General features: G+C 67.9%; 12 protein-coding genes and 1 pseudogene. 7 read left to right on the top strand and 6 right to left on the bottom strand.

Features of this window, described 5'->3' with window-relative positions:
- Positions 1–2 precede the first annotated feature (2 nt).
- The 3 genes from Q0379_RS16330 (at position 3) to Q0379_RS16320 (ending at position 1,709) form a co-directional block, all read left to right on the top strand.
- Positions 3–416: a DUF350 domain-containing protein gene (locus Q0379_RS16330; RefSeq protein ID WP_299013773.1), complete on the top strand. Its 414-nt coding sequence runs from the start codon at positions 3–5 to the stop codon at positions 414–416.
- Between the two features lie 10 nt (positions 417–426).
- The gene (locus Q0379_RS16325; protein WP_299013772.1) at positions 427–1,074 is read left to right on the top strand and encodes a DUF1190 domain-containing protein; all 648 of its coding nucleotides are present in this window, start codon (positions 427–429) and stop codon (positions 1,072–1,074) included.
- Positions 1,075–1,217: 143 nt separating this feature from the next.
- On the top strand, positions 1,218–1,709 hold the full coding sequence (locus tag Q0379_RS16320; RefSeq protein WP_299013771.1) for a hypothetical protein: 492 nt from the start codon (positions 1,218–1,220) through the stop codon (positions 1,707–1,709).
- 5 nt (positions 1,710–1,714) lie between these two features.
- Here Q0379_RS16320 and Q0379_RS16315 read toward each other — a convergent pair whose 3' ends face one another.
- The 5 genes from Q0379_RS16315 to Q0379_RS16295 all read right to left on the bottom strand — a co-directional run bounded on the left by Q0379_RS16315 (position 1,715) and on the right by Q0379_RS16295 (position 8,729).
- Entirely contained in the window at positions 1,715–2,191 is a 477-nt protein-coding gene (locus Q0379_RS16315; RefSeq protein ID WP_299013770.1) for a low molecular weight protein-tyrosine-phosphatase, read from the bottom strand.
- Positions 2,191–5,790 (bottom strand): hydantoinase B/oxoprolinase family protein, encoded by a 3,600-nt coding sequence (locus Q0379_RS16310; RefSeq protein ID WP_299013767.1) that lies wholly within the window; start codon positions 5,788–5,790, stop codon positions 2,191–2,193. The genes Q0379_RS16315 and Q0379_RS16310 overlap by 1 nt, the downstream gene beginning before the upstream one ends.
- A gap of 167 nt (positions 5,791–5,957) precedes the next feature.
- On the bottom strand, positions 5,958–6,533 hold the full coding sequence (locus tag Q0379_RS16305) for a TMEM165/GDT1 family protein (protein WP_299013764.1): 576 nt from the start codon (positions 6,531–6,533) through the stop codon (positions 5,958–5,960).
- Between the two features lie 355 nt (positions 6,534–6,888).
- Positions 6,889–7,629, bottom strand: coding sequence for a DUF2793 domain-containing protein (locus Q0379_RS16300; protein ID WP_299013761.1), 741 nt, complete (start codon positions 7,627–7,629; stop codon positions 6,889–6,891).
- Between the two features lie 92 nt (positions 7,630–7,721).
- Positions 7,722–8,729, bottom strand: coding sequence for a nitronate monooxygenase family protein (locus Q0379_RS16295; RefSeq protein ID WP_299013758.1), 1,008 nt, complete (start codon positions 8,727–8,729; stop codon positions 7,722–7,724).
- 234 nt (positions 8,730–8,963) lie between these two features.
- On the opposite strand from Q0379_RS16295, the gene Q0379_RS16290 reads away from it, so the two are divergent.
- The 4 genes and pseudogenes from Q0379_RS16290 to Q0379_RS16275 all read left to right on the top strand — a co-directional run bounded on the left by Q0379_RS16290 (position 8,964) and on the right by Q0379_RS16275 (position 12,721).
- Positions 8,964–10,355, top strand: a complete 1,392-nt coding sequence (locus Q0379_RS16290; RefSeq protein WP_299013827.1) for a methylmalonyl-CoA mutase family protein — start codon at positions 8,964–8,966, stop codon at positions 10,353–10,355.
- A gap of 3 nt (positions 10,356–10,358) precedes the next feature.
- Positions 10,359–11,696, top strand: a pseudogene (locus Q0379_RS16285) (methylmalonyl-CoA mutase family protein); the annotation flags it as partial.
- A gap of 520 nt (positions 11,697–12,216) precedes the next feature.
- Complete coding sequence (locus tag Q0379_RS16280; protein WP_299013755.1) at positions 12,217–12,399, top strand: hypothetical protein; 183 nt, start codon at positions 12,217–12,219, stop codon at positions 12,397–12,399.
- A gap of 100 nt (positions 12,400–12,499) precedes the next feature.
- Positions 12,500–12,721 (top strand): VF530 family protein, encoded by a 222-nt coding sequence (locus tag Q0379_RS16275; RefSeq protein ID WP_003082243.1) that lies wholly within the window; start codon positions 12,500–12,502, stop codon positions 12,719–12,721.
- A 3-nt stretch (positions 12,722–12,724) separates the two neighbouring features.
- Here Q0379_RS16275 and Q0379_RS16270 read toward each other — a convergent pair whose 3' ends face one another.
- Positions 12,725–13,822 (bottom strand): PQQ-dependent sugar dehydrogenase, encoded by a 1,098-nt coding sequence (locus tag Q0379_RS16270; RefSeq protein WP_299013824.1) that lies wholly within the window; start codon positions 13,820–13,822, stop codon positions 12,725–12,727.
- Positions 13,823–13,828 lie beyond the last annotated feature (6 nt).

Below are 13,828 nucleotides of genomic sequence, written 5' to 3'. Positions count from 1 at the left end.
CGATGTTCGACTTCACGGCGTTCCAGGACGGGGCGATCGCGTTCCTGGTGGCCTTCGTGGCCGCCGGCCTGTTCACCATCGCCTTCAAGTACATCTACCAATGGGTGACGCCCTATAACGAGAAGGCGCTGATCCGGCAGGGTAATCTGGCCGCCGCCATCGCCCTGGCCGGCGCCTTGATCGGCTATGTCCTGCCGCTGGCCTCGGCGCTGAGCCACACGGTCAGCCTGCCCGAGTTCGCGGCTTGGGCGACCCTGGCCGGCGTCATCCAGATCGCCGCCTTCACCGGCGTTCGCCTGGTCGCCCTGCCTGACGTCAAGACGCGGATCGAGAACGGCGAGGCCTCGATCGGCGTCTATCTGGCGGGCATTTCGATCGCGGTCGGCGTGCTGAACGCCGCCTGCATGACCGCCTGAGGACCGCGCCATGAGCACGCGTAAGCGCTCCGCCTCCCTGCAACTGACCACCATGCTGGCCGGCGCGGCCAGCCTGACCCTGGCGGGCTGCGACGATCCCGGCGCCGGAGCTCAGGCCGGCTGGGATCCCAATCGCGGCGAACAGGTCGAGGCCTTCAGCTACAAGTCCCTCGAGGAGTGCAAGGCGGCCAACGAGGTCTCCGACCAGCAGTGCGACACCTCCTGGGCCGCCGCCCAGAAGGACGACCAGAAGAACGCCCCACGCTACGAAGCGCGCGCCACCTGCGAGGACATCTATGGCGCCGGCAACTGCGTGCCCCGCAGCGAGCAGGGCGGCGGCAGCTTCTTTACTCCCCTGCTGGCGGGCTTCGTGATCGGCCGGATGCTGGACGGCGGCGACTACTATCGCGGCACAGGCCTCTATCGCCGGAACGACGATTACGGCGGCGGCTATTACTCGACCTGGGGCGGTCGCCTCGGTCGCGACTACGGCACCGGCCGCACGGTCATCCCGCGCGAGAGCATCGACCCGCCCGACGTCATCCGCAACGCCCCGCCGAAAGTCCAGACCCGCACCTCGGTCGTCTCGCGCGGCGGCTTCGGCGGCGGTCGCAGCTACGCCTATAGCGGAAGTCACAAGGGCGGCTTCGGGGGCTAGATGGCCTCGACTTTTTTGAGATTGACTCGCAACTGGACATCCCGTTTAGTTGAGAAGTGTTCGCAAGAACGCGTCGGGCCGCTCACCGAAGTCGGTTCGCCGGAGCGGGTGTCGGCCCCCTGCTCGGCGAGGAGATTTCCGGCGTGCGGTCCGACCTTTTCCCTGATCCCTTTCACCAAGCTTCCATCGACGATTGCGGCCCTACCGCGCTGGCGCGCGGCGAGCGCGTGCTGCTGTGGATGCTGCGTCAGTGGGTGACTGCCAGGGTGCTGGGTCAGGAGCCTGGCGAGCGCCTGTCGCGCGAGGCCGGCGCGCTTGTCTCGCCCCGCGTAGCGGCTGCGTTCATCCTGATGATGACGACCATCGAAGGCCAGGTCCGCCGCCCCCTTTGCGTGGGCGCGCCCTGCCGTCAGGGCTATGCCGAGGATGAGCAACGCCTCGTGACGGCCTGCGGCGTCTGTCCCGCCTCGCCCGAGATCGCCGGCCGTCTGCTGGAGGATCTGGTGATCGCCCCTGAGGCGGTGGTCGTGACGGCGCGCTTCCTCAACATGGCGCTCGCGCACGAGGCGCTCGCCCTGCCAGTGCGGTTCGAGGAGCCGAAACACGCGAAAGCCGCGCGCCCCACGCTGCACTGAGCCTCCTACCGATAGCCCTGGTGCGCCAGGCGCTGGGCCAAGGCTCGCGCCGCCATCTCGACATCGCGCCAAGTCACGTCGAAGTCGCTAGCGTCGCCGTAGTAGGGGTCGGCCACCGCCCTCCCCTGGTGTCCGGGCACAAGGTCGAGCAGCAGCCCCAGCTCCGCCGTCGCATCGCGCGGCGCCAGAGCCCGCAAGCCGTTCAGGTTGGTCTCGTCCAGCGCGTAGATATGGGTGAAGGTTCGAAAGTCGTCCTTGGTGACCTTGCGGGCGCGCTGGCGGGCGATGTCGACGCCATTGCGACGCGCGGCCGCGATCGCGCGAGGATCGGGCGGCTCTCCGGCGTGCCAGCCGCCAGTGCCGGCGGAGTCGACGACGACATCCAGCTGCATCTGCTGCGCCGCGGCCCGGAACGCGCCCTCGGCCAACGGTGAGCGACAGATATTGCCCAGGCACACGAACAGAACCGAAGCCTTCGCCATCAAGTCCTTCCCCAGCCGCCGCCACCGGGCGTCTCGATCACGATAGCGTCGCCGGCGCCGACTCGCACCAGGTCCGTGGCCGCCATGGGCTCAACGCCGCCATCGGCGCGCTCAACCCGCGCCGCGCCGAGCGCGCCGGGTTGGCCGCCCTCCAGGCCGAACGGCGGCACGCGTCTACGATTTGACAGCAAGGTCACGGTCATCGGTTCTCGGAAGCCGATCTTGCGCACGACCCCGTCGCCGCCGCGATGCGTCCCTTCGCCGCCGGAGCCGCGTCGGATCGAGAAGGCCTCCACCAAGACCGGATAGCGCGCCTCCAGCACCTCGGGATCGGTCAGGCGACTGTTCGTCATGTGGGTCTGGACCGCGTCGGTCCCGTCAAAGTCGGGACCCGCGCCCGAACCGCCGCAGATGGTCTCGTAGTACTGGCGCCGGTCGTCGCCGAAGGTGAAGTTGTTCATCGTCCCCTGCGCGGCGGCCATCACGCCCAGCGCGCCATAGAGGGCGTCGACCACGACCTGGCTGGTCTCGACATTGCCAGCGACAACCGCCGCTGGATAGCGCGGCCGCAGCATCGAGCCCTCGGGAATCACCAGCTCCGCGGGCCGCAGGCAGCCATCGTTCATCGGGATCTCGTCGTCGACCAGGGTGCGGAACACGTACAGCGCCGCCGCCCGGCAGATCGAGGCCGGGGCGTTGAAGTTGGTCGGAACCTGGCCGCTCGTGCCGGTGAAGTCGACGCGGGCGGTGCGCGCCTTCTGGTCAACCTCGATCGCAACCTTCACCACCGCGCCGTCGTCCAGTTCATAGGCGAACGCGCCGCTCCTCATCGTCGCCAGCACGCGACGCACCGCCTCCTCGGCGTTGTCCTGAACGTGGGCCATGTAGGCCTCGACGACGTCCTGGCCGAACTCGGCGACCATGGCGCTCAGGGCTTCGGCGCCGCGCGCGCAGGCGGCGATCTGGGCCTTGAGGTCGCCGATGTTCTGGTCGGGATTGCGCGCCGGCCACTTACCCGACGCCAGCAAGGCGCGGGTCTCGGCTTCCAGGAAGCGACCGTCCTCGACCAGCAGGAAGTTCTCGATCAGGACGCCCTCTTCCTCGACCGTCTTGCTGTTTGGCGGCATCGAGCCGGGCGTGATGCCGCCGATGTCGCCCTGGTGCCCGCGGGCGGCGACGTAGAACAGCAGGGCCGCGTTCTTGTCGAACACGGGCATGACCACGGTCACGTCCGGCAAGTGGGTGCCGCCGTTGTAGGGCGCGTTCAGCATGTAGACGTCGCCGGGCTTCATGCCGCGTCCGTCGGAGAGCCGCGCGTCGCGGATCGCCCGCACGCTGTCGCCCATCGAGCCCAGGTGCACCGGCATGTGGGGGGCGTTGGCGATCAGGTTTCCATCTCGATCAAAGAGCGCGCAGGAGAAGTCCAGCCGCTCCTTGATGTTGACCGAATAGGCGGTGTTCTGCAGGGCGAAGCCCATCTCCTCGGCCACGGCCATGAAGAGGTTGTTGAACACCTCCAGCATAACCGGATCGGCGTCCGTGCCGATCGCCTTGCGGGCCGGCAGGGCGACGACGCGCTCGAGGATCAGGTTCAGGCGGGCGTCCACGATCGCGCGCCAGCCGGGCTCGACGACGGTGGTGCCGGTGCTTTCGCGGATGATGGCGGGGCCGAGGATCTCCGCGCCGACGGCCAGGGTCTCGCGGTCGAACACAGGCGTGGCGTGAAGCGCGCCGGCCATCCGCGCTTCGACCGTCGCCAAGGCCTTCGGCGCGCCGTCGCCCTTGGCCGCGCCGAAGCTCGGCTCGGCGCCACCGTCGGCGTGGCCGATCGCTTCGACCGACAGCGTCTCGACCACCAAGGGCGTCGCGGGCGAGGTGAAGCCGAAGCGGCGCTGGTGCTGGTCTTCGAAGGCCGCTCGCACGGCGGCGGCGTCGCCGAACGGCGCGACAAGCGGCGTGTCCGTCCCCGCGTACTTCACGCGCAGGCTGGCGACCGTCTCCACCGAGGCCATCGGCACGTCCTGCGCGCGCAACGCCGCCTCGGCGTCGGCGGCCAGGGTCGCCGCGCGCGTCGACAAATCGCCGGCGTCATCGAGCGGCCGCTCGACCGTCTCCTCGCGGATCAGGCGAAGGTCGGCCAGTCCCATGCCGTAGGCCGAGAGGACCCCCGCGAACGGGTGGATCATCACCTTGGTCATGCCCAGGGCGTCGGCGACGAGGCAAGCGTGCTGGCCTCCCGCGCCGCCGAAGCAGGCCAGGACATAGCGGGTGACGTCGTAGCCGCGCTGGATCGAGATCTGCCGCACGGCCTTGGCCATGTTCTCGACGGCGATGGTGACGAAGCCTTCGGCGACTTCCTGGGGCGACATGGTCTTGCCGGTCGCCGACGCGATCTTCGCCGCCATCGCCTCGAAGCCGCGCGTCACGGCCTCGACGTCCAGCGGCTGGTCGGCATTCGCCCCGAACACCTTCGGGAAGAACTCCGGCCTCAGCTTGCCCAGCATCACGTTGCAGTCGGTCACGGTCAGCGGGCCGCCCCGACGGTAGGCCGCCGGACCCGGAACCGCGCCGGCCGAGGCTGGGCCCACGCGAAGGCGCGCGCCGTCGAACGAACAGATCGAGCCGCCGCCGGCCGCCACCGTGTGGATATTCATCATCGGGGCGCGCATCCGCACGCCGGCCACCACGGTCTCGAACGCCCGCTCGTACGCACCGGCATAGTGACAGACGTCGGTCGAGGTGCCGCCCATGTCGAAGCCGATCACGCGGTCGAAGCCCGCCGCGCTCGCCGTCCGCGCCATGCCGACCACGCCGCCGGCGGGGCCCGAAAGGATGGCGTCCTTGCCCCGAAAGGCGCGGGCGTCGGTCAGGCCGCCGTTCGACTGCATGAACAGCAACCGCGTGTCGTGACCCAGCGCGCCCGAGACCTGGTCGACGTAGCGGCGCAGGATCGGCGACAGGTAGGCGTCGACCACCGTCGTGTCGCCCCGCCCGACCAGCTTCATCAGCGGGCTGACCTCGTGGCTGACCGACACTTGAGTGAAGCCGATCTCGCGGGCGATCGCCGCGACGCGCGCCTCGTGATCGGTGAAGCGGAAGCCATGCAACAGCACGATCGCCAGGGCGCGGAAGCCGGCGTCACAGGCGGCTTGCAGGTCCCGCCGCGCCGCGTCCTCATTCAGCGGACGCAGCACCTCGCCTTCGACGCTGATCCGCTCGTCGATCTCGACGACTCGGTCGTAGAGCGCCTCGGGCTTGACGATATGACGCTCGAACAGTTTAGGCCGCGCCTGATAGCCAATCCGCAGGGCGTCGGCGTGGCCCTGGGTGATCGCCAGGACGGTGGGCTCGCCCTTGCGCTCGAGCAGAGCGTTGGTCGCGACCGTGGTGCCCATTTTGACCGCGTCGATGCTCGCGCCATCGGGCAGCAGCGCGCGGACGCCCGCCACGGCGGCGTCGGCGTAGTGCTCGGGATTCTCCGACAGCAGCTTGTGGGTGACGAGCGCGCCGTCCGGCCGCCGTGCGACGATATCGGTGAACGTGCCGCCGCGATCGATCCAGAACTCCCAGCCGCGCGGCTGTTGATCGGTGGCGGTCATCGGTGGGCAACTCCCTTAGCCCGCCCGTCATAACGCCTCTATCACCCGTGTCATCCCGGAAGCCTCGCAGAGGCTATCCGGGACCCAGGGGGTGACGAAGCGATGTGCGAACCGCCCCTGGGTCCCGGCTCTACGCTACGCTTCGGCCGGGATGACACAGGGAGAAGCTACTTCAGAACACCCAGCAGCTCCGCCGCCTGCCACAGGCCCAGAGCCAAGAAGATTACCGCCGCGCCGATGCGGACATACTTCAGCGGCACGACCTTGGTCGCCGCTTCCCCTAGGTACACGGCCGGGACATTGGCCAGCATCATGCCCAGGGTGGTGCCGGCGGCGACCCAGGCGATGGCGTGGAACTTGGCGCCCAGAGCGACCGTGGCGATCTGGGTTTTGTCGCCCATCTCGACCAGGAAGAAGGCGATCGTGGTGGTCAGGAAAACGCCGTAGCGGCTGGAGCCCTGGCCTTCCTCATCGTCGGCCTTGTCCGGAATAAGCGCCCAACCGGCCATGGCGATGAACGAGATGGCGATCGCCCACTTGAACCAGACGCCGCTCAGCAAGTCCGACACCCAGTAGCCGGCCGTGGCGGCCAGGGCGTGGTTGGCTAAGGTGGCGACCAGGATGCCCAGGATGATCGGGACGGGCTTCTTGAACCGCGTAGCCAGGATGATGGCGAGCAGCTGGGTCTTGTCGCCGATCTCGGCGATGGCCACGACCAGGGTCGAGACGAGCAGGGCTTCCACTGAAATAGTCCTCCGGGCCGGGCGCATGCCAATAGCGTCGACACCCCACCCGGCCCGGATAGAGATCGGCGCCATTGGTCTCGCCAAGGAAGCTCAAAGTCCGCTTCCCTTCCCCGCGCCATGCTTCCGGAGAAGCAAGTATGTTGACGGCGGGGCCCGCTGATAGGCGCGGGCGGCTACTCCCCAAAGGTGAGGCGGCGTGTAGCGGAGGGGTTGGCGCGGGTCAAGGCGCCGAAGATGCTCCCCCGTGATACGGGGGAGCTGTCGCGGAGCGACTGAGGGGGCGAACGCGGCGTTCGTCCAGCTCGCCCCCTCCGGCCCTCTGGGCCACCTCCCCCGCGACGCGGGGGAGGATCTAAGCCACCGCCGCCGGCGCGTCGAAGCGCATCAGGTGGATCGCCACGCGCACCTTGCCGCTGACGAAATTGCCGCCCACCGCCGTCAGCACCACGGGCGTGTCGGCGTAGTAGGCCGTCGGTCCCACCACCCCGATGTTGCTGGAATTCTTGGCCACGCCCAGCGAACCGCCGAACTTGCTGGCGTCCCCCGAGACGCCGCAATTGTAGGCGGTCGCGCCGGTGACGGCGACCGTGGTCCGGGTCGAGACCGCCAGCACGATCGCGCGATTGGGAATGACGATACTGGTCGCGGTCGAGGCGCCCGCCAGCGCCACCTCCTGCTCCAGAATCTCGAGCCGCGTGTTGGCGAGGTTCGGCGAGGCGGCGGCGGTCAGGCCGCGGAACGTGGCCGACAGCGGCGTCCAGGCGACGCCGTCGAACGCGACCATCTGGTTCTCGTCCTTGACCCAGGCCAGCACGCCTTCGGCCGGCGCGAGCGCCTCCCAGGCGCCAGCCTCGAAGCGCATCAGGGTTCCGGCCGGCTGCCCGGCCCACGCCGCGCCCGTGGCGCTCGCCGGCAGGATCCAGACGCCGCCGGCGGCGGGGCTGGCGGGCTGAGCGGCCACGACGCGGCTCTCGACAGCCAGCTGCACCAGGCCATCCAGCCTAGCCAAGCTCTCGTTGATGGGGATGTGCTTCTGCGCCTGTGCGGCCACCACATAGGGCAGGCCGAGGCGGGGCGTGACGTCGTCGAACATGAGAAGCTCCGGGAGCGATGGAAGACGCTCCCAGCATCACGCCGCCGCCGAGGCCGGGGACGAAGCAGCCTTCGCCCCCGTCGAACGCCCGTCTATTCAGCGGCGAAAGCCAAGTGATTTCCAGCGGTAAGCGCCGTCTTGGCCGCCAGCTCGGCCTTGGCTTGCTCGTACTCGGCCGCGAAACGCGCGATGAGTTGAGCCGCCGGCAGCACCTCCTTGATCGCGCCGATGCCCTGGCCCGAGCCCCAGATGTCGCGCCAGGCCTTGGCCTCCTGGTTGCCGCCCGAGCCAAAGCTCATCTTGGATGGATCGCTGACCGGCAGGTTGTCCGGATCAAGGCCCGCGGCGACGATCGAAGAGCGCAGGTAGTTGCCGTGCACGCCGGTGAACAGGTTCGAATAGACGATGCCGTCGGCCTGGCCTTCGACGATGGCGCGCTTGTAGCCTTCGACCGCATTGGCCTCCTCGGTGGCGATGAAGGCCGAGCCGATATAGGCGAGGTCCGCGCCCATGGCCTGGGCGGCCAGGATCGACCGCCCGCAGGCGATCGAGCCCGACAGCGCCACCGGCCCATCGAACCATTGGCGGATTTCCTGAATGAGCGCGAACGGCGACAGCGTGCCGGCGTGGCCGCCGGCCCCGGCCGCGACGGGGATCAGGCCGTCGGCGCCCTTCTCGATCGCCTTGCGGGCGAAGCGGTCGGTGATCACGTCATGCAGCGTAATACCGCCGTAGGAATGGATCGCCTGGTTCAGGTCTTCGCGCGCGCCCAGCGAGGTGATGACCACCGGGACCTTGTATTTGACGCACAGCTCGATGTCCTCCTCGAGCCGGTTGTTGGTCTTGTGGACAATCTGGTTGACGGCGAAAGGCGCCGAGGGGGCGTCCGGGTTAGCCTTGTCGTAGGCGGCCAACTCCTCGGTGATGCGGGCCAACCATTCGTCCAGCTGCGAGATGGGACGCGCGTTCAGCGACGGGAACGAGCCGACGATGCCCGCCTTGCACTGGGCGATCACCAGGTCTGGATTGCTGATAATAAACAGCGGCGAGGCGATGACCGGAAGGCGCAGACGGTCGCGCAGGATCGGCGGCAGGGCCATGGGCGAAGGTTCTCCCCTTTTGGAGATCGGCTTGAGCGCCGAATATATGATCACCGTTCAGCTTAAACGCTCGTTTGGCGCCCGCGCAAGGCTTGACGGCCGTAGCGGCAGGGGCGCATCACGATCGAAAATAAAAATGCTGCAGTGCAGGAGAGAGACGCTTTGACCGAGGCGACCACGCCCCTGGCCGAGGATTTTGGTCCGCAAGGCGACGACGCCACGCGCGCGCGCTGGATGGCCCTGGTCGAGAAGACCCTCAAAGGTCAGAGCTTCGAGGACGCGCTGACCACCGCCACCCCCGACGGCGTCACGATCCAGCCGCTCTATACCGCCAAGGACGGCGTCGCCGTCGCTCGCGACCTGCGCATCCGTGACGCCGAGCGTCCGTGGGACCTGCGCGTTCGCGTCGCCCATCCCGATCCTGCTCGGTCGGCCAAGGACCTGCTGACCGACCTCGAGAACGGCGCGGCCTCGGTGCTGCTGCAGCTGGATCCCACCGGCGCGAGCGGTGTCGCCGTCGGTTCGGCAGATGACCTCGCCAAGGCGCTTTCCGGCGTCCTGCTGGACCTGGCGCCCGTGGCGCTGGACGCCGGCTTCCTGGGACCCAAGGCGGCCGATTGGCTCGGCGCCCTGGCCAAGGCCGCGCCAAATGCGCCACTGGCTTTCCACCTCGATCCGCTGACCGCCTTCATGCAGACCGGCGCAAGCCCGGGTCCGATCGAGAGCCACGTCTTCAACGCCGCGACGGTGGCGACACGCCTGGCCGCGACCTACGCCAAGGCCAGCCTGTTCCTGGCGACTGGCCGGGCCGCGCACGAGGCCGGCGGCTCCAATGTCGAGGAGCTGGCCGTCATGACCGCGGCCGCCCTCGCCTACGCCAAGGCGCTGACGCGCTCGGGCCTGTCGACCGAGGAGGCTTTCGGCCGCATCGTGCTGGGCGTCAGCCTGGACGGCGAATACTTCACCGGCGTCGCCAAGATCCGCGCGGCCAAGGCGATGTGGGCGCGGCTGACCGAGGCCTGCGGCGTCTCCGTCCCCGCGCGCATCGAGGCCCGCTCGTCGCGGCGGATGCTGGCGAAGGCCGACGCCTGGACGAACCTGCTGCGCCTGACCTCGGCCGGGTTCGCCGGCGCGGTTGGCGGGGCTGACGCCATCGTGCTGGACACCTTCACCGACGCCATCGGCCTGCCCACCGCCTTCGCCCGCCGCCAGGCGCGCAACACCCAGCTGGTCCTCATGGAAGAGAGCAATCTGGGCCGCGTCGCCGATCCGGCCGGCGGGGCCTGGTACCTCGACAGCCTGACCGACCAGCTGGCCCGCGCGGCCTGGAACGGCTTCCAGGCCATCGAGGCCGCCGGCGGAATCATCAAGGCGCTGGAGAGCGGCTTCATCGCCAGCGGCGTCGCCAAGACCCGCGCGGCGCAGGAGGCCGCCTACGCCGACAAGACCCGCAAGATCCTGGGCGTCACCGTCTTCCCCAACGCCGACGACAAGCCGCCGGAGGTCGAGACGCCCGATCCGGCCGCCTTCGCGGTCGCCGCGCCGGATGTCCGGCTGCCTGGGCCCGACAGCAAGTGCCCCGTCCTGACGCCCATCCGCTTCGCCGCCGCCTTCGAGGGAGCCTGAGCCATGACCAAGTTCCCCGACTTCACGACGATCGATTTCGCCGAGGTCGCGCCCGGCGCGGCGCCGGACGGCCAGGCCTGGAGCACGCCCGAGGGCGTCGATGTCGCCCCGGCCTTCGACGCCAGCGACATCCAGGGCCTGGACTTCCTGAGCGGCTATCCGGGCGTCGCGCCGTATGTGCGCGGTCCCTACCCGACCATGTACGTGACCAATCCTTGGACGGTGCGGCAGTACGCGGGCTTCTCGACGGCCGAGGACTCCAACGCCTTCTATCGCCGCAATCTGGCGGCCGGTCAGATGGGCCTGTCGGTGGCCTTCGACCTGGCCACCCACCGCGGCTATGACTCCGACCACGAGCGGGTGAAGGGCGACGTCGGCATGGCGGGCGTGGCCATCGACTCGATCCTGGACATGCGCACGCTGTTCTCGGGCATCCCGCTCGACAAGATGAGCGTGTCGATGACCATGAACGGCGCGGTGCTGCCGATCCTGGCGCTCTACATCGTCGCGGCCGAGGAACAGGGCGTCAGCCCCGACAAGCTCTCGGGGACGATCCAGAACGACATCCTCAAAGAGTTCATGGTGCGGAACACCTACATCTATCCGCCCAAGCCGTCGATGAAGATCATTGCCGACATCTTCAGCTACACGGCGCAGAACATGCCGAAATTCAACTCGATCTCGATTTCGGGTTATCACATCCAGGAAGCCGGTGCCAACCAGGCCATCGAGCTGGCCTTCACGCTGGCCGACGGCATGGAATACGTGCGTACCGGCGTTGCTTCGGGCATGGACGTCGATACCTTTGCCGGTCGCCTGTCCTTCTTCTGGGCAGTGGGCATGAACTTCTATCTTGAAATCGCCAAGATGCGCGCCGCCCGCCTGCTGTGGCACCGCATCATGTCCGGCTTCAACGCCAAGAGCCCGAAGTCGATGATGCTGCGTACCCACTCGCAGACCTCGGGCTGGTCGCTGACCGAGCAGGACCCGTACAACAACGTCGTGCGTACCACCATCGAAGCGATGGCGGCGGTCTTCGGCGGTACCCAGTCGCTGCACACCAACGCGCTCGACGAAGCCATCGCGCTGCCCACCGAGTTTTCTGCCCGCATTGCGCGCAACACGCAGCTCATCATCCAGGAAGAGACCCACATCACCAACGTGATCGACCCCTGGGCTGGCAGCTACATGATGGAGAAGCTGACGCAGGACATGGCCGACGCCGCCTGGAAGATCATCGAGGAAGTCGATGCGATGGGCGGCATGGTGAAGGCGGTCGACTCCGGCTGGGCCAAGCTGAAGATCGAGGCCAGCGCGGCGCCGATGAAGCGCCAGGCCAGGCGCAGGGCGATACGTTGGCGGGAGGAGAGAATGGCTGGCATGCGGCGCTCGCTCGGCGGCTGGGGTTCCGCAGGTTAGCACCGGGAACGCAGCGAGGCGATGCATGCCCCGGCCGGCAGCGCGATGATATCGACGTATATATCCGGGCAACTTAGCCGACAACTAATCGTGAACTTTTCATTATTCTCGATATAGGCGAGTTAGAGCCCCGGAGAACTTTCTCGCTCAATTAGTGCAAACATTGGAATTCATGCCGGGATGCGCGAAGGAGTTATCTACCTGGCGGTATCCTGCGTCGCCCGGGGTCGGCGGGACATCCAGCCGCGGAGACCTCGAGCAGTTCGCCGCAGGCTCGCCAATGCCGCAGCGCCTCGCTCGGGTATTGCCTAACGGACTTTATAGAAAACAGCAGGTTACGTCCGAAATCTGATCGACAATATTCAAGATGAAATAAAACGCCGCTTCGGTTATAATGAACGGCCATATTTAATGCAGAGACAGGTCCCCGGATATGGCCATCATGAAGAAAACCGTCGCGCCGAAAGCCGCCAAGCCGGCTCCCGCGGTCGAAACCCGCGAGTCCATCGAAGCGCAGGTCGCCGCCTTCCTCCAGGCCGGCGGCGAGATCCAGAAGATCGCCAAGGGCGTCAGCGGCCAGGTCTACGACCCGTCGCGGCAGATCACCATCAGCAAGAAGCGCTGATCGCCCGCCCCTCGCCGGGGACTACGAAGGGGATGGCAGGCCGGCACGCAGATGTGCCACGCTCCATCCCCTTTTTCATTGCCTGAATCCCGAGCCCTTCATGCCTGGCCATCCCGATCCACTGCACGGCGTCACCCTGGAAAAACTGCTCACCGAACTGGTCGCCCACCACGGCTGGGCGGAGCTTGGCAAACGGGTCGACATTCGTTGTTTCAGGAACGACCCGAGCATCAAGTCCAGCCTCGCCTTCCTGCGCAAGACGCCCTGGGCCCGGGAAAAGGTCGAGGCGCTCTACGTCCAGCTCAAGCGCAACCAAGGCTGAAGGCTAGCGCGCCAACCCCAGGCGCAGCAATTGCCCGTCCTTCTGGTCGGTGAGCAGGTAGAGATAGCCGTCCGGGCCCTGCCGCACGTCGCGGATGCGCACCCCGAGATCGCCCAGCAGGCGCTCTTCGTGGACGATCCGGTCGCCATCCAGTTGCAGGCGGATCAGTTCCTGCGTCGCCAGCGCGCCGATGAACAAATTATGCTGCCAGGCCGGGAAGCGCTGCGCATCGTAGAACGCCATGCCGCTGATCGCCGGCGACTTCTCCCAGACATGGTGCGGCGCCTCGGTACCTTCGACGGCCTTGCCCCTGGCTTCGGGGATCGGCAGCAGGGTGTAGTTGATTCCATGGGTCGCCAGCGGCCAGCCGTAGTTCCCGCCGGCCTGGGGTATGTTGATCTCGTCGCCGCCGCGCGGGCCGTGCTCGTGGGTCCAGAGCCGGCCGGTCCAGGGATTCAGCGCGGCGCCCTGCTGGTTGCGGTGGCCATAGCTCCAGATCTCCGGCCGCGCGTCGGTACGGCCGACGAAGGGATTGTCCTTGGGAACGCCGCCGTCCGGATACAGGCGGACGACCTTGCCCTGCAACTTGTCCAGGTCCTGCGAGGTGCTGCGCTGGTTGTTCTCGCCGAGGGCGATGAACAGGTGGCCCTTGCCGTCGAAGACCAGGCGCGAGCCGAAGTGATGGCCGCTGGAAAGCTTCGGCAACTGCCGGAAGATCACGTGGAAGCCCTCCAGCCGTCGCTTGTCCGCCGATAACCGGCCACGTCCCGCCGCCGTTCCGGCGCGGCCGTCCTCGCCGGCGCTGACGAGGAGGTCGTCGGCACGGTTGGCGAACGCGAGGGCGAGCACGCCGCGGGTGTGGGCGCGCAAGGCGGGGAGCTCGTGGCGATCTTCGACGCGCCAGACGCGGATGGTGCCGTCTTCGCCGCCCGAGAGGGCTGCGGTGGGGGTGGCGACGAGGACGGAGATCGGCCCGCGGTGGTCGTCGTGGAGGAGCTGTGAGATGCCGATGCGGCCGAGGCTGAGCCGGCGCAGGAGTCGAATGATGATTTCCTCGCGGGCATGGAAGCTGAGGAGGCGCGGCAATGATCCTCCACACAGCCCCCC

Source organism: uncultured Caulobacter sp. (assembly GCF_937900395.1).
Classification (GTDB): domain Bacteria; phylum Pseudomonadota; class Alphaproteobacteria; order Caulobacterales; family Caulobacteraceae; genus Caulobacter.
The sequence above is the reverse complement of the archived record's forward strand: the minus strand, read 5'-3'. Positions and strand labels throughout refer to the sequence as shown.